The 24,423-nt window shown below is 61.3% G+C and carries 15 protein-coding genes; 6 read left to right on the forward strand and 9 right to left on the reverse strand.

Translation table 11 applies throughout. The features are described 5' to 3' along the window. Positions 1–52 precede the first annotated feature (52 nt). The 4 genes from HDE80_RS04090 to kynU all read left to right on the forward strand — a co-directional run bounded on the left by HDE80_RS04090 (position 53) and on the right by kynU (position 2,831). Positions 53–238, forward strand: a complete 186-nt coding sequence (locus HDE80_RS04090) for a hypothetical protein (RefSeq protein ID WP_184603815.1) — start codon at positions 53–55, stop codon at positions 236–238. A 42-nt stretch (positions 239–280) separates the two neighbouring features. After that, positions 281–478 (forward strand): hypothetical protein, encoded by a 198-nt coding sequence (locus HDE80_RS04095; protein WP_184668170.1) that lies wholly within the window; start codon positions 281–283, stop codon positions 476–478. A gap of 360 nt (positions 479–838) precedes the next feature. Next, positions 839–1,363, forward strand: coding sequence for a hypothetical protein (locus tag HDE80_RS04100; protein WP_184668172.1), 525 nt, complete (start codon positions 839–841; stop codon positions 1,361–1,363). Between the two features lie 172 nt (positions 1,364–1,535). Continuing rightward, on the forward strand, positions 1,536–2,831 hold the full coding sequence (kynU, locus tag HDE80_RS04105) for a kynureninase (RefSeq protein ID WP_184668174.1): 1,296 nt from the start codon (positions 1,536–1,538) through the stop codon (positions 2,829–2,831). A gap of 13 nt (positions 2,832–2,844) precedes the next feature. Here kynU and HDE80_RS04110 read toward each other — a convergent pair whose 3' ends face one another. Beyond that, positions 2,845–3,792: a transglycosylase SLT domain-containing protein gene (locus HDE80_RS04110; protein ID WP_255483575.1), complete on the reverse strand. Its 948-nt coding sequence runs from the start codon at positions 3,790–3,792 to the stop codon at positions 2,845–2,847. Between the two features lie 31 nt (positions 3,793–3,823). Next, positions 3,824–3,961 (reverse strand): hypothetical protein, encoded by a 138-nt coding sequence (locus tag HDE80_RS04115; protein ID WP_184668176.1) that lies wholly within the window; start codon positions 3,959–3,961, stop codon positions 3,824–3,826. Between the two features lie 585 nt (positions 3,962–4,546). Here HDE80_RS04115 and HDE80_RS04125 point away from each other — a divergent pair. Next, positions 4,547–4,951, forward strand: a complete 405-nt coding sequence (locus HDE80_RS04125; RefSeq protein ID WP_184668180.1) for a hypothetical protein — start codon at positions 4,547–4,549, stop codon at positions 4,949–4,951. A gap of 206 nt (positions 4,952–5,157) precedes the next feature. On the opposite strand, the gene HDE80_RS04130 is transcribed toward HDE80_RS04125, so the two are convergent. Beyond that, positions 5,158–15,378 (reverse strand): autotransporter-associated beta strand repeat-containing protein, encoded by a 10,221-nt coding sequence (locus tag HDE80_RS04130; protein ID WP_184668182.1) that lies wholly within the window; start codon positions 15,376–15,378, stop codon positions 5,158–5,160. A gap of 133 nt (positions 15,379–15,511) precedes the next feature. Continuing rightward, on the reverse strand, positions 15,512–16,327 hold the full coding sequence (locus HDE80_RS04135; protein WP_184668184.1) for a sulfotransferase: 816 nt from the start codon (positions 16,325–16,327) through the stop codon (positions 15,512–15,514). A gap of 607 nt (positions 16,328–16,934) precedes the next feature. Between HDE80_RS04135 and HDE80_RS04140 the strand changes: the two genes are divergently transcribed. Next, complete coding sequence (locus tag HDE80_RS04140; RefSeq protein WP_184668186.1) at positions 16,935–17,969, forward strand: helix-turn-helix domain-containing protein; 1,035 nt, start codon at positions 16,935–16,937, stop codon at positions 17,967–17,969. On the opposite strand, the gene HDE80_RS04145 is transcribed toward HDE80_RS04140, so the two are convergent. The 5 genes from HDE80_RS04145 to HDE80_RS04165 form a co-directional block, all read right to left on the reverse strand. Further along, positions 17,970–19,271, reverse strand: coding sequence for an MFS transporter (locus tag HDE80_RS04145; RefSeq protein ID WP_221437415.1), 1,302 nt, complete (start codon positions 19,269–19,271; stop codon positions 17,970–17,972). It lies immediately after the preceding gene. A 606-nt stretch (positions 19,272–19,877) separates the two neighbouring features. Beyond that, positions 19,878–21,140, reverse strand: coding sequence for a glutamate-5-semialdehyde dehydrogenase (locus HDE80_RS04150; protein ID WP_184668188.1), 1,263 nt, complete (start codon positions 21,138–21,140; stop codon positions 19,878–19,880). After that, positions 21,137–22,291 carry a glutamate 5-kinase gene (gene proB, locus HDE80_RS04155; RefSeq protein WP_184668190.1) on the reverse strand — a complete coding sequence of 385 codons (1,155 nt, stop codon included), beginning with the start codon at positions 22,289–22,291 and terminating at the stop codon, positions 21,137–21,139. Before proB ends, HDE80_RS04150 begins: the two co-directional genes overlap by 4 nt. Positions 22,292–22,349: 58 nt before the next feature. After that, the gene (locus tag HDE80_RS04160; RefSeq protein WP_345776410.1) at positions 22,350–22,973 is read right to left on the reverse strand and encodes an SGNH/GDSL hydrolase family protein; all 624 of its coding nucleotides are present in this window, start codon (positions 22,971–22,973) and stop codon (positions 22,350–22,352) included. Between the two features lie 287 nt (positions 22,974–23,260). After that, entirely contained in the window at positions 23,261–24,412 is a 1,152-nt protein-coding gene (locus tag HDE80_RS04165) for an acyltransferase (RefSeq protein ID WP_184668194.1), read from the reverse strand. Positions 24,413–24,423: the final 11 nt, after the last annotated feature.

The following is a 24,423-nucleotide window of genomic DNA, read 5'->3' on the forward strand; positions in this document are numbered from 1 at the left end:
GATATAATGAACTTTTAAGTTCACTATATGCGCATCTCTGCTGGCCACCACTATGTTCAAGACCTTTACGCAGACCACCCAGTTGCTGGGCGCGTCTTTTGCAAACCACTATCTGATCACACAAAGTCCGCTGGCCAGCTGCGCCATGCTGCTGGTGCCATTGGTAAAAACCGCCAGCCGCTACCTGCGCCGGCCACCAGGCCAAGCAGCAGACGCACTGATCGGTACGCGAAGCTAGGCGCATCTGGCTGCAACAGTTTCTGGTTGGTGGCAGGGACTGATGCGCGATTGGCGCGTCCGCGCCGATACCGAGGCCAGCCTCGCCTTTAGATGCGAACTGGGCCCGTACATCAGCGGTGCCGCCGACCATACCAACCTCTCCGACCGCTGGAAGGACGCTTTGCAAGTGCGCGAACTGGCATTAGCAGTGTCGGCAAACCAGCGAGCCGGCTCGACGTCACATAATTCGTTGTCGTGACCCGACACACGGGTTCAAAGGCCAACTTCGACAACCACGCTGCGGATCAGGCTGAGCGCATCAGCCTGCAGGTAGATTTTCTGAGTAATCGTGGCGAACACGAGCGTCGATTGTGCGCGGCCTGGAATGGTGAGACGCGCCCTATGGGAAAAGCGGCAGCGACTGAATATGACCGACATCGAACAGATGATGCTCGATAACCACTATCCTTATGCGCTGGGGTTGGCGCGGGATGTCGGCATTGAGGCATCGATCGTGACTGGCGTCGTTTCATGATACCAAGCCGGAATCGCCAGACAGGATTCGACATCGCCGTGCCCATGGCCTTCCATGATCCAGCCGCACTTTCCAGGAGTCAGCATGAGCTTTCTGCGCACCATGTCTTCGAGCATCATCGCCCTCGCAGCGACCCTGCTGCTGGCCGGCACACTACACGCCGCTGACATCAGCATGGCCAACGGCAGTGTGCAGTTCCACACACCAGACGACTGGGTGGACATTCTCGACACCCAGGGCGATCCGGAAGTGCACGTATTCCAGGTGCCCGATACCTCTGCCACCGGCAAGGTCAGCCTGTCCCGCGTCACCGTGACGGTGAAGCAGGTTGGCGACATCAGCGGTTTTCAGCAGTACGTGAGTACCTCTTCCGCTAAGGCGCTAGCGCTGCCCGGTTACAAGGCAGCCGCGGTCCCGCCCAGACCCAATACGTTTGTATACACGGCGCAGGAAAGCGGCGCGCAGTACAGCTACAGCGAGCGTTACTGGCTCAAGGACGGCAACGCAATTCAGCTGCGCTGTCTGCGCCCCTCGGAAAGCGCCGCCGGTCCGGCATGGAAGGCTGCCTTCGAAAAGGGCTGTGACGGGATTGCCGCGAAGCTCAAGTAAGGCTTCGACGATGCGGATTTGATGCCGGCGTATCGTGCCGGCATTCGTTGATGTGCGACAACGCCAGCGGCCGCTTTCACTTCATCATCAAAACGATCACGGTTAAAGTCGCCGCAGTGCGCCAAGCGAGTGTCACTGCAGGCGCTCTCGCAAAAACCACAGGACATCCGAAATGCACGACGTCAGCAATTACCAGGCGACTGTCGAATGGGCGCAAGCCCGCGATGCAGCCGACCCGCTGCGCGCGTTCCGCGACGAGTTTCTGATCCCGCCACACGAGGGCACAGACGGCCAAAAGGCAGACAGCGTTTACTTCTGCGGTAATTCGCTGGGGCTGCAGGCACGCGGCGTGCGCGACGCCGTCAACGCCGAGCTGGATTACTGGGCTGAGCTCGGCGTGGAGGGCCATTTCAAGGGTCGCCAGCCGTGGCTGAACTATGAAGATTACCTGCGCGACGACCTCGCCCTGGTCGTCGGCGCCAAGCCATCCGAAGTAGTCGCTATGAACACGCTGGGCGTGAACCTGCATCTGCTGATGGTGAGCTTTTATCGCCCGACAAAGGATCGCCCCGCGATCCTGATCGAAGCGGGTGCCTTCCCCACCGATCGCTACGCGGTGGAGTCGCAAGTCCGCTTCCACGGCTTTGATCCGGCCACCGCGCTGATCGAACTGGAGCCTGACGAACCGAACGGCCTCCTATCGATGAGCGCGATCGAACGCGCGCTGGCAGAACACGGCTCGCGCATCGCGCTGGTGATGCTACCCGGCATCCAGTACCGCAACGGCCAGGCGTTCGATCTCAAGGCGATCACCGCACTGGCGCACAGCCACGGCTGCGCGGTCGGCTTCGACCTGGCGCACGCCGTCGGCAACCTGCCGCTGCAATTGCACGACAGCGGCGTCGACTTCGCAATCTGGTGCCACTACAAATATCTCAACGCCGGCCCCGGTGCTGTCGGTGGCGCCTTTGTGCACGAGCGTCATGCCGATGCCGTGTTGCCACGCTTTGCCGGCTGGTGGGGTCACGACAAGGCCACGCGTTTCCAGATGGGCCCGGCGTTTGTGCCGATCCACGGCGTGGAAGGCTGGCAGCTGTCCAACCCGCCGATTCTTTCGCTGGCGCCACTGCGCGTATCACTGGACATGTTCCGCCGCGCCGGCATGCACCCGCTGCGCGAGAAATCGTTGCAGCTCACCGGCTATCTCGAGTGGCTGGTGAATACCCAACTCGCTGGCGTACTGGAAATCGTGACCCCCCGCGATCCCAACCGCCGCGGCGCGCAGCTCTCCATCCGCGTAGTCGGTGGCCGCGAGCGCGGCCGCGCATTGTTCGATTACCTGATGGACCACGGCATCATCGGCGACTGGCGCGAACCCGATGTCATCCGTATCTCGCCTGCTCCGCTGTACAACCGTTTCACGGATTGCCTGGCGTTTGTTCAAGCAGTGCGGGAGTGGGCGAAGTAAGAAACGATTCGGACTAACGAGCAACGATCCGCGCGTTTTTCCCCGAGCGATAGACAATCTTCAGACGTTGATAGACCGTCATCACGGCGGTGCCATAGTCCCTTGCCAGCTGTTGCGTATGGCTGTGGTAATAGCCAACGCCGAGTACCGGATCACGTGTTTCATGCATGCCGTCGTGCAAGATCTTCGCCGCTACCGAGATATTGGTTCTTGGGTCGAGCAGGCTTAGTGGATCGCGAACAGCGTCCCGGTGCATCGGGTAATAGACCTGCATGATGCCGACGTCCTGGACGGTCGCATTGAGCTGGCTTGCCACAGCCATCTCCATCTGCACGTGATGCCGTTCGCCAACAACCAGGCGATCGTTGACCCGGAACAACCAAGGGGTCGGACCAATGTCACCACCGGGATGCAGCGATCGCGATTCGACCAGCGCGATGCTGTAGAGCAGCAGCGGATCGACGCCAAACTCCTTGCCCACTTGCGCCCACAGACTCTGATGCGAGGCGATATTCAGATCGGGCTCGGCGATCGGCATCATCAAGTCCATCGTGCTGACGTCCGACAGCGACGCAATAGAGGATGGCAAATCGGAGCGCATCGCCGGAGCCGCTTTCGGCAGCACTACGATAGATTCAATATCGTCCGTTTTCTCAGTCGACATCGGCGGTGCGATAACCGGCTTGGCAACGCTTTTTGCCAGTGTTTGCGAAGTCACTGGCGCACTCAGCATCGCGTGACTTTCAAGCTCCGGCTGCGAATGCGCCACGCCGCTCACCAACGGGATGGCGATAGCGCCGAAGGCCACGCAGAGCGAAAACGCGGTCAGTGCCCTGCGCCTGTTGGTTTGATCCCACGCTGGCCCGGGCCAGCGCGCCACATGATTTCCGAGAGCAGCCACCGTTTTCGCAACATCCACGCCGCGCAGCGCGGAGAACAATGCTGCATGCAAACGGGCCATATGCGCCGTTGCAGAAAGGCGCAGTGCGGCGCTACTCAAACCATGCAGCGAGACCTTGGATGTTGGCGCTGGCCTGATCCATCGCTCCGACCACGACGCGGGCGCGGATACGGCCAGCGACCAGTCCACTGCTGCTGATTGCGCGGCCAGCCTGGCGGATTTCCAGCACGCAGGCGGCACGAGATAAACCCGTTTGGGCCTGCGCAGGGAAGCAACGGCAGCAGGTCGTTTGTCGCTCGTATCGGAAGCAACCATGTTTATCAGAGCCACCGAACGCCAAGCATCAGTAATCCATCCATCAAACCATTCACAAGCTGATTCACTGCAAGCGGCAGTGCAAAACTGTTATCCCCGAATCGGCTCTTGGCCGTGCGGAATGCGCCGAAAGAGTGACGTTTAACGGCTCGACGCGGATGTCCATGATAGTCGACCAGCACGAAACATGGATATTCTGGCTCAAAGGCCATCGTGCATAGCCATCCATCGACTGCCTGGGCCGCTTTCAAACCGGCTCAGACTTTCCTACTGCCGCTCTGTTCAACGTCAATGGGCCGTCGCTGTCTGCTTCTTTCGCAACGGTATCAGCCTCCAAAATAGACCCTCATGTTTCTCAAGCCCATCTAATGCTGCAAAACATATCCGTAGACAGGACTATTTCATGACCAAAACGTCCGTTACATCAACTGGGCCTCTATCGGATTTTGAGATACGTTGGGTATTCGGAAACATAACGAAATCACTACGACAGAAAATCGTGACTTTCTGGCTGCAGGAAGGAGCACTCGCGAATCCGGATGAGGCATGGCGCCGATCATGGGAAGTGGCATGCGTTCTCCACAACGTGGAAAGTGACAGCATCGCTGGCGCTTGCACGGTGGCGATACGTCTCGATGATCAGGGCGTCTCCTACGGATTTGTCCGCATGTTTATCCGTCCGGCGAGTCGACTCGCTGGCTTGAACGTTCGTCTGATGGAAAAGACGATCGAAGGTTTCAAAGGCCTCGCACGCGAAAACGGCGCACCTGGCCGCCTGGTCGCCACCGTCGAAAATCGCAAGCTCGAACGTCGAGCTGTCCAGAAAATTCTCGCAAAACTCGGTTTCACCCAAGCCGGTAGAACAGTCGATGGCGAACTCGTGATCCAGCGCAGTCTGCACTAGCAACGTAAAACAACATCGAACATTAGATATCGTTCAAGCATCAACTGGCCTGTGCAAGTTCCCTGTTATTTGGATGTCGGTCAGATGCCGAACTCGTCGGGAAGAAATGCCCAACCGGGTCTATAGGCATTTCATCACAGCCTATCGCCGCATAAAAAAGCCACCCTGATAACCAGGGTGGCTTTTCGTTTCAGACCACGCGTCTTTTAGAAAGCCACGTTGAGCGCCATGCGTGCACCCTGGTCGCTGGCATCACTGGCGAACTGACCGTGATAGCTCGTATCCACGCTCACGCTCTTGCTCAGCTGCAGGCGCAGGCCGAAGTCCAGCACACCCGAGCTCTTGGCCACCGGCACACCAGCCACCGTGAAGCTCGTCGTGCCGCCGTTGGCGAAGGTCTGCTGATCGATCGAGCGCAGATCGCCCCACGCCTGCTGGAAGCCCAGACTCATGTGCAGCTGCACCACCGGTGACGGGTTGTAGGCACCACGCAAGCCCACCGTGCCGTAGTTCACTGCTGTCCCATTGGCCTGCACATCCAGCGCTGCCGCCGCTTCGTTGCCCTCGTTGATCGCTCCCTGATGGATCCACACCCGCGCCACATCGGCGTAAGGCGTCAGGCTGCCCTGGTTAAAGGTGAACTGATAGCCGCCATCCACATACGCCTGCGTCACACCATTGTTGTAGCTGGCGGTGGCGCGATCCTCGATCCCGGTCACATCGATCTGACGATGGCTGCGTGTCTCGTACCAGCTGTGTGCCGCTCCACCCTGGAACTGCCACGCCCCCACGTTCACGCCGGTGTACAGGCCGAAGACCGTATCGGTGCTGTGCGCATCGCCCGAACCATAGATCGTGTTGTTGGACAGCTGGCCGGAGCCGGCCACCGCGCCCACACGCCACGCATCGAGGGTGCGATCGGCACCGACCAACAGCCCGCTACCATTACTGCCCATACGGGCCGCATTGCCATCGCTGTCGTTGTTGCCACCGTGACCCCAGGTACTGGCCCACACGCTGCCCTGATCGTCGGATTGAGTCGTCTCGCCCGTGCCCTGCGCACCCTGCAGGTGGTTGCTGATCGCATCACGCACGTAGTGGCTATCGTCGATGATCGCCGTGCGCGTGCTGGCCAGACTGTCGCCGGCCAGTTCGGTAAACACCGCACGTGCCGGACCCGCTGCCAGCGGCACCACAGCCTCGTAAACAGCACTATCCGTACCCAAGGCCTCGATGGCGGCACCCGTATGGATCTCATTCGGCGTCACGCCGACGGTGGGAAATCCGACGTTATTACGCACCAAGGTCAGGTACGCATCGTTGGCATCGTAGCTAAGCGTCGGGGTCAGGAAAGCAAAGTTGTTGCTCGCCGTGCCGAAGGTGCCGCTGACACCGCTGCCCGCGGTCAGGATGGTGTACCGGGTCTTGGCATTCCAGTTGCTGCCCGCTTCCATCGCTACCACCGAGCCGCCACCGAGCGTGGCTTTGCCAGTTGCCTGAATCAAATCGCTGCTACCGGTATCGGTCGCATTGAGCTGATAGGTCGAACCGGCAGCCAGGGTGACGTTGCCGTTCACCGTCAGCGTGCCGATGGCGTTGCCAGCCGGCGACACCACGCCCCCGGCGGCGATTGTCATGCCACCGGTGCTGCCGTTACCCACCAGGGTTGCACCGCTGTCCACACTCACCGCACTGGTCAGGCTGCCTTCCACGTCCAGCGTACCGGCGGCGGCTTCCGTGCTGCCGGTATAGGTGTCCGTACCGGTCAGTACCAGCGTACCGGCACCGGTCTTCACCAGATCGCCCGCCTGCGTACCGTCGCTGATGCCGCCGCTGAGCGTGGTGCTCAGGCCGGTCGCCACGTTGATGGTCGGATCGCCTGACAGCGTGATGGCGTTGGCCAGCGTGAAGCTGCTGGCAAAGTCCAGCGTCGTGCCTTCGGCCATCGCCAGCGTGCCGCTGCCGATCGACGAGGTATTGCCCAGCACCAGCGTGCCGGCGTTGAGCGCGGTGCCGCCGCTGTAGCTGTTGGCCCCGCTCAGCGTCAGACTGCCCGCACCGGACTGGGTCACCCGGCCGCTGCCGGAAACGACGCCGGCAAAGCTCACATCATCGGAACGATCAAACGCCAGCGTGCCGTTATCCGTGACATTGCCAGTGATCGAGCCCGCCGTGCCGCCGTTGCCCAGCTGCAAGGTACCGGCACTGATCGACGTACCACCGGTATAGGTGTTGGTGCCGGTCAATACAGCCGTGCCGCTGCCGAGCTGCGTCACGCTGCCCGTGCCGCTGATCACCGCGTTGAAGCTCACCGCATCGGACCGATCGAATGCCAGCGCGCCGTTGTCCGTGACATTGCCAGCGATCGAGCCGGTCGTGCCGCCGCTGCCCAACTGCAAGGTACCGGCACTGATCGACGTACCACCGGTATAGGTGTTGGTGCCGGTCAATACAGCCGTGCCGCTGCCGAGCTGCGTCACGCTGCCCGTGCCGCTGATCACCGCGTTGAAGCTCACCGCATCGGACCGATCGAATGCCAGCGCGCCGTTGTCCGTGACATTGCCAGCGATCGAGCCGGTCGTGCCGCCGTTGCCCAACTGCAAGGTACCGGCACTGATCGTGGTGCCACCGGTATAGCTGTTGGCGCCGGTCAGGGTCAATGTGGCACTACCGGTTTTTTCCAGCGTGCCGGCACCGGACACGACGCCGGCATAAATGCCGTTCTGCGTCTGATCAAAATCAACCGCCACCGTATTGCCCACGGCCGGTGCAAAGGTCACGTTGCCCAGCAGACTGGTGGTGTTGGCCGCCAATGTACCGTCGACGATGGTCCACGCCTCGCTGGCATTGCCCGTACCCGTCAAGGTCCAGGTACTGGAACCGGTCTTGGCAAAGTTGGCAAAGCCCTGATATTCGGTGCCGCTACCGACGGCGCCGATCTGCGAAACATTGAAGCTGTCGTTGGTGACGCCACCCAGATCGAGAGTGTCACCACCCTGGGTCGCACCGCTGGTGCTGATGACCTTACCGGTAAACGCGTAACCAGCATCGATTTCCAGCGTGTTGTTGCCGCCGCTGAAGTCAACCGCATCGGCCTGCGTGCCGTCCGCGCCCAGACCACCGGCAATGCTGCCGCTATTGACCACGATCGAGTTACCCGTCGACGCCACACCCACGCCACCCGCACCGCCTACACCATCGGTGCCGGCACTGCCATTGGGTGCCGTGCCGTTGCTGCCGCCCGCCCCACCGGTGCCACCCAAGCCACCGGCGCCGCCCACGATGCTGCCGCTGTTGATCACGGTAAACGACGAACCACTGACACCGGCACCGCCCGCAGCACCGGCGGCACCGTTACCGCCGTTGCCGTTGGCACCGCCGTACGAGGAGCCCGTGTTACCTACCGCACCGATGCCACCGGCACCGCCGGTGACCGTACCCGTGTTGGTCAGTGTGAAGGACGAACCGGTGACACCCGCGCCGCCGATGCCGCCAGCGCCCGCCGCACCGCCCGCGGACAGTGCGGAACTGTCATTGCTGTCGCTGGCGCCGTAGTGGCCCAAACCGCCCGCGCCGCCGCTGATGGCACCCGCATTGGTGATCAGCAGTTGCGTGCCACTGATACCGGCACCACCGGTGCCGCCGATGCCGCCCGCGCCAGAGGTCGCGCCGGTTGCATTGCTATAGCTGCCGTAGCCACCCGAACCGCCCTGACCGCCGGTGACAACGCCCGTTGCATTGTTGGTGATCGTGGCGTAGCTCCCACTGATACCCGCACCGCCGGCGCCACCGGTGCCGCCGGCCATCGCCGCAGCAGTCGTGGCATTGTCCCCGGGCTCGCCACCAAAGCCGCCGTAGCCGCCATTGATCGCGCCATTATTGACGACCTCGAAGTGATCGCCGCTGATACCCGCACCCCCGACACCCGCCACACTCGCGATACCACCTGCGCCATAGCTGCCTGTCGCGCCGCCACCCGCCGTGGAGCCGCCACTGCTGCCACGGCGGCTGTAGCCACCGTAGCCACCTCGGCCACCGGCGATAGTGCCTGCCGCTTCATTCGTCACGTTGAAATAGCTGCCCGCCACGCCGGCACCACCGGCGCCGCCCACACCGGCCACGCCACCCGTACCGCCGTTGCCAGGCGCCGCGCTGCCGCTGGAGTAGCTGCCGCTGCCCGCCGAGCCCGCGGTGCCTGCCGAACCACCGGCGCCGCCAAGAACGAGACCGCTGTTGTCCAGGCTGAACTGGGTACCGCTCACGCCGACGCCGCCGTTACCGCCATTGCCGCCGACACCTCCGTTACCGCCGGCCTGACTCGCATCGGTCGTACCGTGGGCGCCGTAACCACCCTGACCGCCGCGGCCGCCGTAGCCACCGGCAATGACGCCAGCATTGCTCAAGGTGAAACCGGTACCCGTGACGCCGTCATTGCCCGCGCCGCCCGCACCACCGGTGTAGCCGTTGCCAGCCGCTCCCTGGCTCGCGTTCGCGACCCCGCTGCCACCACGACCGCCATAGCCACCGGCACCACCACCGATAAAGCCCATGTTGGTCAAGCTGAAACCCGTGCCACTCACGCCGGCGCCGCCCACACCGCCGGCGCCGCCGCTACCGCTGGCCGGCGTCGTACCCGACCAGTATTTCCCAGCACCACCCGAGCCGCCTTGCCCCCCAACGATCTGACTGTGGTTGGTCAGCACAAAACCGCTACCGCTGATCGCTGCGCCGCCCACTACGCCGTTGCCGCCAGCACCGCCGTACTTGAACGGCGAGCTACCCGCCGTGCCACTGGCGCCGGTCACGGTCACGCCGGCACCGGCACCGCCAACCACCAGCGTGGTGCCGCTGGACAGGGTGATGCCACCGGAGAAGTTGCTGCCACTGCCGTCCAGGTCGAGCTCGCCCGTTTCGACCACGGACGCGCCACTGATGGTGGATGCACCGTTGAGAATCAGCGTGCCGTAGTCGTTCTTGACCAGGCCATCAGTGCTCTGCAACACATTGTCGATCGTGGCGACATCGCTGGCGCTAGCCGTAGTGCCATCACCTACGTTGATGACCGGTGCGTTGCCGTTGGCATCGGCGACCAGCGTCAACGCATCGCCGTTCATGACGTAGCCATCGGTCATGAACTGCAAGCCGGTAGCGGATACCGCACCAGCACTGTCGTCGACGCTGACCGTGCCCGCGGCGCCACCGAAGATCGCGAAGCCCGGCTGTGGGATCATCGGCGCCGATACGTCGCCATTGACGTCGGTCCAGTTTGACGAGGTTGCCGACCACGTACCCGTACCACCGCCCATCTGCGTGGGCGACGCCAGGCCGTTGCCGTTCCAGATGTTGAGTACTTGGCCACCGGTGTTGACCAGATTGATCTGCTTGTCCGTCGTCAGCGTCTGGATCACCAGCGTGTCGCCGGCCGGCACCGTTCCGAACGTGATGCCGCCATTGGTTTCGGTCAGCGTGCCGCTGTAGTTGAACAGTCGGTACAGGCCCGAGCCGAAGTCAGGATCGGCATTGACGTTGAGCGTCGCGCGATTCAGCGTCAGGTTGCCGCCGACATTGACCAGATCGCCGGTGCCAGCCGTAGCAAAACCCGCACCCGGGGCGCCGAACTCGTAATCGAGCACGCCGCCCTGCGCGACGGTCAGGTCACCGTTGACTGTCAGCGTACCGATGCTGCCGCTGCTACCCGGAGCAAGATGCGCACCGTTCGCGACATCCACGTTCCCGCTCACCGAACCAAAGCCGCCGAGCGTTGCGCCACTATCTACGCTGGCATCGCCAGCGATCGATGCAGCCGCGTTGGCGCTGTCACCGATCAGCAGCGTGCCGCCCTGGACGGTCGTCGCACCGGTATAGGTGTTGACACCGTCAAGAACCTGCTGACCAGCAACAACCAAACCTCCGCTGCCCGCGATCACACCGCTGAACGTACCGTTGGCGTTGGTCAGTGACAACGATTGTGTACCCAGGTTGACATTGCCGCTGCCGTCCAACGACATGATGGACGCGCCGCTGGTCGTGTTGCTGATATCGAACGTGCCGTTGGCAATGACGTCGCTGGAGTTGGCGATGCTGCCCACGCCGGTCAGTGCCAGCGTAGCGCCGGTGTTGATGGTCGTGCTGCCGGTGTAGGCATTGGCGCCGCCCAGCGTCTCGCCGCCCGCCGCTACCGTGAGGCCGCCGCTGCCGGCAATGACGCCGTCGAACTCATCGAATGCGTTGGTCAACGTCAGCGTCTGTGCACCGAGATTGACGTTGCCGCTGCTGTTACCGTTCAGCGAGATGATCGATGCGCCGTTGGTCGTGTTGCTGATATCGAACGTGCCGTAGTCAATGACGTTGTACGCGTCCGCAACGCTGCCGTTGCCGCTCAGTGCCAACGTGCCGCCGAAGATCGCGGCATTTCCGGTAAACGTGCTGGCACCCGTCAACGTGAGGGTACCTGTGGCATCGTACTGATAGAGCCCGCCGCTGCCGCTGACCACGCCGTTGTACGTGATGGCATCGCTGCGGTCGAAAAGCAGATAACCGTTGTTGGTCACGTCCCCGACAATGGAACCGGTCGTCCCCTGGTCGCCGATGAGCAGATCTGTGACGTTACCGATCGTCGTAACGCCGGTATAGGTGTTGTCTCCGGTCAGAACTTCAATGGGGCCTGCGACGCTGAGGCCGCCGCTGCCGCTGATGACGCCAGCGAAATTGCCGCTCGCGTTGGTCAGTGATAACGACTGTGTCCCCAGGTTGACATTGCCGCTGCCGTCCAGTGACACGATGGACGCGCCGCTGGTCGTGTTGCTGATATCGAACGTGCCGTTGGCAATGACATCGCTGGAGTTGGCGATGCTGCCCGTGCCGGTCAGTGCCAGCGTAGCGCCGGTGTTGATGGTCGTGCTGCCGGTGTAGGCATTGGCGCCGCCCAGCGTCTCGGTGCCCGCGCCTACCGTAAGGCCGCCGCTGCCGGCGATGCTGCCGTCGAACTCATCGAATGCGTTGGTCAACGTCAGTGTCTGTGCACCGAGATTGACGTTGCCGCTGCTGTTACCGTTCAGCGAGGTGATCGATGCGCCGTTGGTCGTATTGCTGATATCGAACGTGCCGTAGTCAATGACGTTGTACGCGTCCGCAACGCTGCCGTTGCCGCTCAGTGCCAACGTGCCGCCGAAGATCGCGGCATTTCCGGTAAACGTGCTGGCACCCGTCAACGTGAGGGTACCCGTGGCATCGTACTGATAGAGCCCGCCGCTGCCGCTGACCACGCCGTTGTACGTGATGGCATCGCTGCGGTCGAAAAGCAGGTAACCGTCGTTGGTCACGTCACCGACAATGGAGCCGGTCGTCCCTTGATCGCCGATGAGCAGATCAGTACCGTTACCGATCGTCGTACTGCCGGTATAGGTGTTTTCGCCCAACAGGATTTCAATGGGACCTGCGACGCTGAGGCCACCGCTGCCGCTGATGACGCCAGCGAACGTACCGCTGGCGTTGGTCAGTGATAACGACTGCGTGCCCAGGTTGACATTACCGCTGCCGTCCAGCGACACGATGGATGCGCTGTTGGTCGTGTTGCTGATATCGAACGTGCCGTTGGCGATGACGTCGCTGGAATTGGCAATGCTGCCCGTGCCGGACAGTGCCAGCGTGGCGCCGGTGCTGATGTTGGTGACGCCGGTGTAGGTATTGCCTGCGGTGAGAATGGTCGTGCCGGCCAGCACATTGACTGCACCGTTACCGCTGATCGTCGGATCGAAGATGTAGCCGGGATCGGTGTGGTTGAACACCAGGGAACCCGTACCCGCGCCGAAAGTGACGGCACCGGTATCCAGCGTACCCGCCGCCGTCGCCGCACTGCCTGCGGCCGCACCGATGTTCAGCACACCGATCGAGCCTGCATCCGCCGCAATCGACACGCTGTCGCCCATCACCGAAGCACCGCTGGCGATGGTCAGCGTGCCATTGCCGCCATGGTTGCCAACCACGATCTGGCCGCCTGGCTCAACTGTCACCGATGAACCTGCATCCGTCACGGTCACCGCGCCGGTCGAACCGGCCTGGTCGGCGATCGAGAGGAAACTGCTGTCGACCGAGCCGCCATCGGAAACCGTCAGCGCGCCGCTGCCGTATTTACCGACATTGATGCTCGCAGCCGCGGTGACATTTGCGCCGCTGGTGACGGTGACCGTGCCGGTATCGCCGGCGTTCTGGCCGATGTTGAGTTCGCCCGTGCTATTGACCGACGCGCCATTGCTCGCCGTCAGGCTACCGGTGCCGGTGCTGCCCACCTGAAACGGCGTGCCGCCGGCGGTTGCGGTGATGCTCGACCCGGCGCCGTCCACGATCAACGTACCGTTGTCGATAACATTCCCGGTGCTGGTCACACTGCCGCCACTGGTGATCGCCAGCGTGCCGCCGTTGATCGCCGTGTCGCCCGTGTAGGTATTCGTGCCGGTCAACATTTCATTGCCAGCCGAAAGCGTCAGACCACCCGTGCCACTGATTGCACCACCGAACGTATCGTTGGCGTTGGACAACGTCAGCGACTGGCCGCCGAGTAACACCGCACCACTGGTGCTCCCGCTCAACGAAGCGATGGTGGCGCCGTTGTTGGTAGCGCTGATATCAAACGTGCCGTTGTCGACCAAACCACTGGATGCGGCGATGCTGGCATCACCGGTCAGCGCCAGCGTACCGGCGCTGACCGTGGTAAGACCGCTGTAGCTGCTGGTGCCGTTGCTCAACGTGAGCACGCCGGTACCCGACTGCGTCAGATTGCCGGCGCCAGTGATCGCACCGTCGAAGGTCACGTCGTCGGAGTGGTCAAAGGCCAACGTGCCGTTGTCGGTCACATCACCCACGATCGAACCAGTGGTGCCGCCGTTACCGATCTGCATTGTGCCGGACTGGATGACATTACCGCCGGTATTGGTGTTGGCGCCAGTCAGTACCAGCTCGCTTGCACCGTTCTGATAAAGCGCGCCGGTGCCGCTGACCACGCCGCCGTAGGTCACTGCATCGCTGCGGTCGAACACCAAAGCACCGCTATCGGCAACGTTACCCGTGATGGAACCCGTAGTGCCACCACTGCCCACCTGCAGGGTGCCGGCACTGATGGTGGTGCCTCCGCTATAAGTATCAGCTCCTGCGAGTATCAGTACGCCATTACCACTCTGGGTCAATGAACCCGCACCAGAAATCACGCCGGACACAGTGAGATTGTCCGTGCTGGTGTCGACGGTAAGTGCGGATGTGCTGCTGTCGAGTTCTATGGCATTGCTCAGGCCCAGACTGCTGTCTTGGGCAGCAATCGTGGCGGTACTGCCGGAAGCGAGTTCGATTGCGCCGTTGATAGCGGAGCCGGTCTGCAAATCCAAGGTGTTGTTGATGCCACTGAACAAGATGGCATCGGCTTGCGCGCCGCTGCCACCATTGGCGAAGCCACCGCTGATGGTGCCGCTGTTGACGATCGAGAGGCTGCTACCCGTAATTCCAACGCCACCGGCACCGGCACCGGCACCGCCGTTATTATTTCCGGCTGAACCGCCTGCGCCACCGCTAATGACCCCTGTATTGACTAGGTTGCCACCCGCGGCATTCGTAAACACTACTCCAGCGCCACCGGCACCACCTGAGCCACCTGTTTCATAACCGGTTGAACCGCCTGCACCGCCTGCACCGCCCGTGACAGTGCCGTTGTTGGAGAAGGTCGTGCCGGTACTCGAGAGCAGCACGCCGCCGCCGCCCTGGCCGCCGCCACCGCCGCCGCCTTCTCCGCCATTGCCACCCCAGGCGCCACCCATTCCGCCAGCGCCACCGGTCACCGATAAACCAGCGCCCACGGAAAAATTGCCGCCGGTGCTTACGACACCAAAACCGCCGCCGCCGCCGCCGCCGCCGCCGCCGTCGACAAATCCGCCGACATTATTAGTCGCGTTGCCACCGGCACCGCCCACGCCGCCGCTCTTGCTTACGGCAAGAATGGTGGTGGACGAATAGGCGCCACCGACGCCACCACCAGCGCCCCCTGCTCCGCCGTTACCTCCATTGCCCCCGGCCGCACCTTGACCGAGCAATATGCCGCTAAAGTACGAAGCGCCGCCGCCGCCGCCGCCGCCATAATCCCACGGGCCCGAAAGATTCGTTGCGCCGGCTTGGCCGACCGGATTACTTCCCGTGCCACCAGCACCACCGCTAGCGCCGTTTCCGCGTCCTCCATTGCCTCCGTCTGCACGCACTTCAGTGGGTGTCACGGCAGCCAGAGCAAACGCCATCGCGCAAGCCAGCATCAGAGGATGTCGAATGAATCCTCGAATACGACTCGTTGAACTGGAGCCAGCACCGTCCTGTGAGGAACTCGCCAATTCGGAAACCACTTGCGGCACGCCGAGCGTGCGGTTGAAGACAATGCGGTAGATGCGATTCATGGTGGAGCCCCCTGTGGTGTTACTAAATGAAATGGCTTGCTAGTTATGACTGTGATCCAGTGCATCGCCCTGCCCGGATCGAATTTGTAGAAACAGAATTTTTGTCGACGAAGTCATCGGCGATTGGCCGTGCTCAGACCACCCGCACCCCGCGCAGGTTGAGTTGCGGCTCGCGCCAGAAGGCGTCGTTCTCGAAACGGCAGAACACGTCCGGCGGCAGGATCGTGCGGCGCGCGTGCGCCTCGATCTTGTTGCGCACCGTATGCAAGCCGGGCGTGCCGGCTCGCAGGTCGAACTCGTTGGCGTCGTAACTGACGTTGTCGAAGCCGTGGGCGAAGGCCGGTTCGCCGATGAAGTCGTAGATCGCCTTCACGGCCTTGGCCGGATCGCTGGTCAGCGTCTCGTACTGCAGCAACATCAGATTGGCGGTGTCTTCGCTGTAATACGCCTCTTTCAGTGCGTTATAGGCAAAGCCCACCATGCCGTCGCCGTTGGCGAGGCCCTCGGCGCGCGAGTAAACCGTGCCACCGGGCTGGTAGTTGAAGATGGACGAGGGCTGGAACGCGTTCTTGCGCACCAACCGCTCAATGCTGTCGATGATCCACGGCATGTGCCGCACGCAGGCAATGACCTTGGCCGTCGGAAACAGCTCTTTCAGCAGGCGCAGCTTGCTGCACCAGATCCGGTTGGTATCAAAGAGCACCTCGGCGGTGAATTCCTCGCCGTAGTAATCCTCGAACAGGCCCTGCAGCAGGCGTCGGCGCTGGGCATCGGTGATGAATACCGAGTACTCGTTGCGGCCACTCATCTCGCCTTGCAGAGTATTGAACAGCCCGCCGACGGGGCCACTCATGCCGGCATGAAAACGCGGATTTTGGCGCAGCAGCCCCGCCAGAAGGGTAGAACCCGACCTCGGCAGACCCGAAACAAAGTGAAATTGATGCTCCATATTTCCCCTCTGCCGACGTCTTATCCGTTGGCACGTTGAACGAAAAAAACTGGCTTATGCCCGTTGAACTTCACCCAACACCTGTTCACGCCTTGCTGGTGCGGGCGATGTCCACCCTGTCCAGGTAAACCTCGCCTGCCCGGCAAGCAAAACTCTCCTGCGCAAGCTTTTTCGACAGGTCACGGTAGGGGCCAGGGTTAACTTGATGTCATTTTTTGTGAGTATGGTCACAAAATTTGGCACCTATTGACCGTGCGTCTCACTTCCAAAAATTTGCCGTTTATGCTTATAAAAATCAGATGCCGGGATAAAAAATGGATCCAGGCCAGCCAGAATCCGCCGTGTCCGGTCAGCAGGGTCTTTCGAGGCAATGCTCACTTTCGCCCGTGTTCCAGGGCGAAAGTTGCGTGGGTGGGCGTGACCCGACGCTGTGCGTCGTCACAACCGATTTGCGAGTACAGGAGCAGGACATACCGGCATTTGCGTTTCACCAAAACCAGGACAGCGCTTCGCGAAAACGCTCGTTCAATGACTTGCGATCGTTGGCATGCTGCTTGCTCGACCTTTCATCAAGGCTGGATCGGTTGCTTTTTCCTCGACGGTACCTATGACCCAAACATCAATCGCGCGTCGACCTGTCGATGAAGACACACAGCTCGCGTACACCGCGACCAGCAGCTTCAGCACACACGCGCTAGGTACCGACGCGCAGGTACTGGCTTGGCGCCAGCGAGTCGGCCACGTGGTCGACGTACCGCCATCGTCCACCCAGCTGACCGGCGGGTTTAGCGCGAACATCGATCTATACGCGGTTGACGGGCTGGTCTTTACCGACTGCCGCACGGACTCGATGGTGCTTGAGCGTTCGGTGGCACGCGTTTCCACGGACGCGCGCCGGGATTACGCTTTTCATCTCTTTCTGGAAGGCAGCACTGGCAATGTGACCGGCATGCGCCACAGGCGCAGCACGGCCAGCGAGTCGAAGAGCATCATCGCGTTTGACATGAGTCAGCCGTTTCGCGTCGACCGGCCGGCATGCCGGGTTCTGACGCTGTTCGTGCCGCGCGCCATCGTGGATGCGGGCTTGCCCGATAGCGAATCGATTCACGGCCGCGCACTGCCAATGGATACGCTACTTGGTCGGCTTGTCTGGGATCACATGGCAGCCATCGGCAACGAGATATCCAGGCTTGACGCCACCGATGCCTTCGACGCATTGCGCGCCAGTGCCGAACTTCTCGTCGCTGGATTTCGAAAAACGTCTCATCTGGCCGGCGACCATCGTGCCGCGGTGCAAACCGCCGTAATCGGTCAGGTGCGACGCTTCGTCGAGGCCAATCTGCACCAGAGCGATCTCACGCCTACCTATGTCGTCAATGCGCTGCAGCTGAAACGCGCCACGATTTACCGCTGGTTCGAGTACGAAGGTGGCCTGGGCACCTATATCCGTTATCGCCGATTGCGAACCGCGGCCGATGAGCTGGTGCGCTTTACCCACCTCCCGGTGATCGAGATTGCCTACGGGCTGGGCTTCAAGAGCGCCTCGGATTTTACCCGTGCTTTTCGTCGGGCCTTCAGCATGAGCCCCAAAGACATGCGGGCTCAGGCTATCGCCCTTCAGCAAACGCTCGCGGCGCGCTGATCAATCCGCACTGACGCCAGAGGTCGCGACTCGTGCATATCTATTCTCGGGAAACCGATTCAACGCATACAGCGTAGTCGCCGTGGCGCCGATCAGATACCACGCAGGCATCATGGTGTCGCCGGTGAGATGGATCAGCCAGGTCACCAGCAGCGGCGAAAATCCGCCAAAAATCACCACGCCAAGGCTATAGATCACCGAAAGCCCCGCCGCTCGTTGATGTCGTGGGAACGCCTCAAGCATCAGCACCGATCCTGCGCCGGCGTTATTCAGCGAAAGCGCCACGTAGGCCGCCATGATGAGCAGCCCCCCGATATGACCGACGCCCTGGGTCAACATCCGGAACGCGGGATAGGTCGCCATCAGGGATACCGAGAACATGACGTACTGAACTGTCTTTCGACTCGCGTAGCGGTCGGCGATAACGGCGACCAGCGGCGTCATCACCAGAATGATCAGACCCGACAGACAGGCTGTCACCAGACTGATCGTGGCGGGCCAATGCAGTGTCTGGACCAGGTAACTCGGCAAGTAGAACACCGCAACATAAAAGCTCGCCGATGGTGCCGCCATCATGAGCACGCCGTACACAAGCGTGCGCGCATGCTCGGCAAACAGCGGCCTGAACATGAGTTTTCTGCTGGATTGCTCGGCGATCGCCGGCATGCGGCGACGCAAATACCAGCCTGCCGGACCGATCAGCCCACCAATCATAAAAGGTATGCGCCAGCCCCACTCCTGCATGGTCGCTGGAGAGAGGAGCGCCGTCGTGCTCGCCGCAATCAGCGCCGCCGTGAATGCGGCCATTCCCTGACTGGCACCGCGCCAGCTGACGATGAAACAGCGACGCTCGTGTGCCACCGCCTCCATCAACGATGCCGACGCTGGACCAATCTCTCCGCCCGCAGCCAGCCCCTGCATCAATCGCGCGACGACCATCAGCACCGTCGCCGCCGGACCGATCGATGCATAGGTCGGCATGCACGCGATCATCCACGTCGCAATCGTCATCAACATGAGCGAAAGCATCATGCCCGTCTTGCGGCTTCGGCTATCGGAAATATGTCCAATGATCGCCGCACCGAGCGGCCGCATCACAAAACCGGCGCCGAACGTAGCGAGTGACAGCAACAACGACGAGACGGGATTACGGGACGGAAAGAACAGCGTGCCGATCGTCACCGCCGACAAGCTGTAGATCGTGAAGTCGTACGCGATAAAGCCATTGCCCACCACAATGGCGGCAACCATCCGCGTCAGTCCCGCGCGAGCTGGCCTATCGAAATCCGTCAGCATGGTCATGGCTAGCCGCGTTTCCCGGATTTGTGCGGGCAGTGTTTCAAGGCAGCAGTGAACATTTTGCGTACGGGGATCAATAGGCGATGCCAATTTCTCCCGGTTCCAACTTTGTCGATAGGCATTACGTCGTCCTTGGACAGACTCTCAACAAGGTGGCATGGCTTGCCTGGCGATCGCCGTTGCCGGCGCAGGCATCGCCGACCGGCGCACTCACACTACCCTTACCCCCGCGCAGGTTGAATTGCGGATCGCGCCAGCAGGCACGGCTTGCTGCACCAGAGCCGGTCGGTGTCGAATATGACCTCGGCAGACCCGAAACAAAGTGAACTGATCGCACATTCCCCCCTGGTATTGACGGTTCCTCTGCACACCTCCGTACGACGCATAAGACATACAAGCGAGCGGCAGAGATGCCGATTTCACCGAGGCCAAGCGATCCACCGCCGACGGCCTGGTAAACCAGCATGCATCAACCACGCCATGTTACGGCATCTCCACAACCTTCAAGGCAGTCGGCGGAGCCAACCTTTTTCTGTCGAGCTTGTTCAGTTCCGTATTTCGCGCGAGTGGTCGGCCGAAAGATGCCGGTGCATGGCCGGTTACCGACACTCACCCACGGTTGTGCGGATGCCGAACCTGGCCGTGGCCACGCACCACGAAACGCTCGATAGTGAGCGACTCGGCACCCATAGGACCGTAGGCGTGCAGGCGGGTGGTGGAAATGCCGATCTCGGCGCCGAGGCCGAGCTGGCCACCATCGGAGAAGCGCGAGGAGGCGTTGACCATCACCACCGCTGAGCGAAGCGCATGCACGAAACGCTGCACCGCGGCTTCGTCGGCGCTGGCAATGACCTCGGTGTGATCGGAGCCATGGCGCTGGATGTGCGCGATGGCCTCATCGAGATCGTCGACAATGCGCACGGCGAGAATCAGGTCGAGGAACTCGGCGGCATAGTCGTCGTCGGTCACTAACTTCATGGCAGGCACCCACTGGCGACTGCGCTCGCAGCCACGCAGTTCGACGCCACGCTCACTTAACGCTGCCGCCGCCAGCGGTAAAAAGCTTTCGGCAATGTCCGCATGCACCAGCAGAGTTTCCAGCGCATTGCAGACGCCAGGTCGCGTAGTCTTGCCGTCAATCAAAAGATTGAGCGCCAAAGCAAGGTCGGCCGCGCGATCCACGTACAGATGGCAAACGCCCTTGTAGTGCTTGATTACCGGCACGCGTGCATGCTCGGCGACAAAACGGATCAGCCCCTCGCCGCCACGCGGAATCGCCAGGTCGACGATATCGGTGAGTTGCAGCAGCTCGATCATTGTCTCGCGCTGCAGATCCGCGACCATGGTCAGCGCGGCAGTTGGCACACCGTGCGCTTCCAGTACTGATTTCAGCACCGCTGCAATCGCCGTGTTTGAGTGGATCGCCTCAGAGCCGCCGCGCAGGATCACGCCATTGCCTGCCATCAGGCACAACGCCGCGGCATCCGCGGTAACGTTGGGCCTTGCCTCGTAGATCATCGCCACCACGCCGAGCGGGATGCGCACACGCTCAATGCTGAGTCCATTAGGGCGTATCTCACGGCGCGTCACCACACCTACCGGATCAGGTAGTTCAGCTACTTCGCGCAACGCATTGGCGATGGCAGCCACGCGTGACTCATCCAGCCGCAGGCGATCGAGCATGGCGCCCTGTACCCCCTTTTCCTCTGCCTGTTGCATGTCACGTGCGTTCGCAACCAGCACCGCGCCGGATTTCGCTTCCAGCGCCGTCCCCATGTCACGCAGCAGCGCGCGTTTGGCCTCGCTGCCGAGCGCAGCGACGACCTGCGCGGCATCGCGGCAGGCAAGTGCCTGCTGTCGAATTCCGCTCATGCGACGGCTCCCATGTCGTTCACTGTAGCGAGATCATCGCGATGCACTACCTCGGCGCCGTAGCTGTAACCGAGTAGGCCCTCGATCTCGCGGCTGTGCCGACCGGCCAGTCGACGCACCTCGGCAGCGCCGTACTGACAGAGGCCGCGAGCGACCGGTCGCTCGGCCATATCGACGATCTCCACCAGATCGCCGCGGTGGAATTCACCTTCCGCACCGAGCACGCCACCCGGCAACAGCGAAACACGCCCGCCGGTCAGTGCATGGGCAGCACCCGCATCGATGCGGATGCGCCCCATTGCGGCCGGCGCATGCCGTAACCAGTATTTGCGGGCTTGCATGGGACTGCTGGCAGCGGCGAATAGCGTGCCGTGCAACCGACCATGCTGAAGTGCTTGCACAGTCTCCGCATCGCGACCGCTGAACAGTGCCGTGGGAATACCCGCTACGGCGGCTTTCGCCGCTGCCTCCAGCTTTGTGCGCATGCCACCGGTGCCAACCGCACTGCCACTGCCGCCAGCCATCGCCAGGATCGATGGTGTCAACGCAGGCACATGTGCGATCGGCCTGGCTGCCGGATCACGACGTGGATCGGCGCTGTATAGCGCATCGACATCCGAGGCGATCAGCAACAGGTCGGCATCGACCAATGCGGCAACGATTGCCGCGAGATTGTCGTTGTCGCCGAGTTTCAACTCGTCAACTGCCACTGTGTCGTTCTCGTTCACCACCGGTAACACGTCGAGCACAAGCAGCTCACGCAGCGTAGCGCGTGCGTTGAGGTAGCGGCGACGGTTGCGCAGATCATCATGGGTGAGCAGTACCTGCGCTACTGGCCGTGCAGACAACGATTGCCACAGCGCGATCATCGGCGCCTGGCCCAAGGCGGCAAGCGCCTGTCTCGCCGCTAGACCACTGCCATCGGCCGCATGCTGACGCAGCAGCACACGCCCAGCCGCTACCGCGCCGGAAGACACCAGCACCACCTGACGACCAGCGGCATGACTGGCGGCAATGAAACCAGCCAAGGCTTCTGCATAACGCGAAGTCAAGCCGCCACCGTCGGCAGCAAGCAGGTTGCTACCCACTTTCAGCACGGCACGACGCCAGTGCGGCAATGCCTGCTCGAGCCATTCCACGTCCGCGCTCATGCCGTATTCCCTTCAAATTATTCCGCTTCAATTCAACGCTGAGTGTGCGTTGGCCCATTTAAGGATTCATCAGTGCTCTATCAATCGCTCGTTGTGCCAACGGCGCCATTACGGCATAACCAGCTGGATTTGGATGTATACCATCGCCGGAAAAATCCCTTTTCAACATGTCGTGCGGGCCAAGCAGCGCATCGTAGTAATCCAGATAAACGAAATGCTGGCGACGTGCATAACCCTTGATCCAGTCATTAAGTGCATGGATTTTTTGCGGTGGCCGACCCGTTGTCAGAGGAAAGTAGTCATCATTGACCGGCGTTATGGAGGCCAGCACAACCTTGATGCCGTTGACACGCGCTAGTTCGGCCATGGATGTGAGGTTGTCTTCAATCATCTGCAGTGAATACGACCCGGTGTTGTCCGCAATATCGTTCGTGCCAGCGAGAATCACCACTACGCGAGGTTTCAACGCAATGACGTCAGCACGAAACCTGATCAACATCTGCGCTGTGGTCTGCCCACTGATGCCGCGGTTGATGTAGTGCTTTCCCGGAAAGAAATCTCGACCACGCCAGATATCAGTAATCGAATCACCCATAAAGATAACTCGCCCATCGCCTTTCCTCGGCGATGGCAGCGCTGCGTTCTCGCCACGGTACCTTTCCAGTTGTGGCCAGTCGGCCAACAGCTTGTCCTTCTGTGCAGCGCTCAGGACAAAGGGATTCGTGGGCGGCGTGGCTGGCGTTTGATGCTGCGCAAAAGCCATATTGCTAAAGAGAAAAGCTACACATATCCATATGGTCTTTTTCATACGCCTACCAGATTAGAGAGATGAGAATATTGATGACACCAATATATGGCGAACTGGATGAGCGCAATCACCTTCGGTGGCACTGAGATTTTTCATTGCTCTGAACGGGACTTGTGACTGATCACCCGGCAGCGGCTGTTCGCGAAGCACGCTGCGCGGACTCATGAATCCTTGTTCCCAGGTGATACCAATTGTTCGCCCGTGCGAACCGGCGGCAGAGTGTCCTTTGACAAGACATGCTCTTGCCATATGTCCGGAATATCGCCTGCAGGAAGCGTGGCACCTGGCAGGCGGCGCTTCAGATTCAACGCGGGACGTTCAACCAGGTGCCACGAAAGCACTGCACAAACCAGCGTACAGAGCATCGAAGCAAGCAGGCCCAGCCAGTAAGGGTGACCTGGTCCCATAAGCCACGTCAGCCATTGCTGGATCATGAAGGCATAGATATACATGCCATACGAGAAATCGCCATAACGACCGAAGCGCCGCAACACCGGTGTCGACCACGTACCCACCCTAATCACGACAAAAGGCAGCACCATGTAAAGACCGGCATAACCTTGGTGGCATGCCAATAGCACACCAGCCAGCATGATCAGCCCGACGAACAGGCGCAGGGGATGCCGGAACCACGTTCCCTGGAAGAGATAAAGCAGCGCGCCATAGCAAAAGAAGCTGCCGTACTCGATACCGAAATCCGGTGCTAAAAACCTTGCGTTCGGATTGTGCTGGACGTCGTAAATGAGATAGAGATAGCTCGCGTAGAGCAGCACGAGTGCCAGCAGAAAAAAACGCATGTGCGGCCGAAGCCATCCGCACACACCTGCCAGAAGCAAGGCGCCATACCATTGCACTTCGATCGGAATGGTCCACAGCGAACCGTTTACCGCTGGATACGGACTGTGCTCGAACACACCCGGCAGATGAAGCCGGACGGCAAAAACCAGCTGCGCGAAATAGTCCCATGTGACCGGCGAGTGAAAATAATCGCGCAGTGATGCATCGGTTACCAGCGGACCAAGCAACCATGCAGCCACACAGGTGACTACGGCCAGGCCGGGCCAGATCCGCAGCAGGCGCTTGGCGGCGAAGCGCAACGGATGCGGGTCACGATCCCAGCTCTGCGCGACCAGGTATCCGCTGATCACAAAGAACACCAGCACACCAAACGTGCCTAACTTCATCAGACCCAAGACGCGAGGCTCTGGGCGGCCGGTCAACGCGAACTGGTGCGAACAGAGCACCATGCCGGCCGCGAGCAATCTCAGGCTATCGAAGTTGTTGGCCGGATGCGCATGCAAAGCGACGCCCACGTCCCCATCCG

Source organism: Rhodanobacter sp. A1T4 (assembly GCF_014207185.1).
In the GTDB taxonomy this organism is placed as follows: Bacteria; Pseudomonadota; Gammaproteobacteria; order Xanthomonadales; family Rhodanobacteraceae; genus Rhodanobacter.

Coding starts and splice junctions, on each gene's coding strand:
- HDE80_RS04130 (WP_184668182.1), bottom strand. CDS start 15,378: ATGAATCGCATCTACCGCATTGTCTTCAACCGCACGCTCGGCGTGCCG.
- HDE80_RS04150 (WP_184668188.1), bottom strand. CDS start 21,140: ATGAGCGGAATTCGACAGCAGGCACTTGCCTGCCGCGATGCCGCGCAG.
- kynU (WP_184668174.1), top strand. CDS start 1,536: ATGCACGACGTCAGCAATTACCAGGCGACTGTCGAATGGGCGCAAGCC.
- HDE80_RS04090 (WP_184603815.1), top strand. CDS start 53: ATGTTCAAGACCTTTACGCAGACCACCCAGTTGCTGGGCGCGTCTTTT.
- HDE80_RS04095 (WP_184668170.1), top strand. CDS start 281: ATGCGCGATTGGCGCGTCCGCGCCGATACCGAGGCCAGCCTCGCCTTT.
- HDE80_RS04110 (WP_255483575.1), bottom strand. CDS start 3,792: ATGGCCCGTTTGCATGCAGCATTGTTCTCCGCGCTGCGCGGCGTGGAT.
- proB (WP_184668190.1), bottom strand. CDS start 22,291: ATGAGCGCGGACGTGGAATGGCTCGAGCAGGCATTGCCGCACTGGCGT.
- HDE80_RS04140 (WP_184668186.1), top strand. CDS start 16,935: ATGACCCAAACATCAATCGCGCGTCGACCTGTCGATGAAGACACACAG.
- HDE80_RS04135 (WP_184668184.1), bottom strand. CDS start 16,327: ATGGAGCATCAATTTCACTTTGTTTCGGGTCTGCCGAGGTCGGGTTCT.
- HDE80_RS04145 (WP_221437415.1), bottom strand. CDS start 19,271: ATGACCATGCTGACGGATTTCGATAGGCCAGCTCGCGCGGGACTGACG.
- HDE80_RS04100 (WP_184668172.1), top strand. CDS start 839: ATGAGCTTTCTGCGCACCATGTCTTCGAGCATCATCGCCCTCGCAGCG.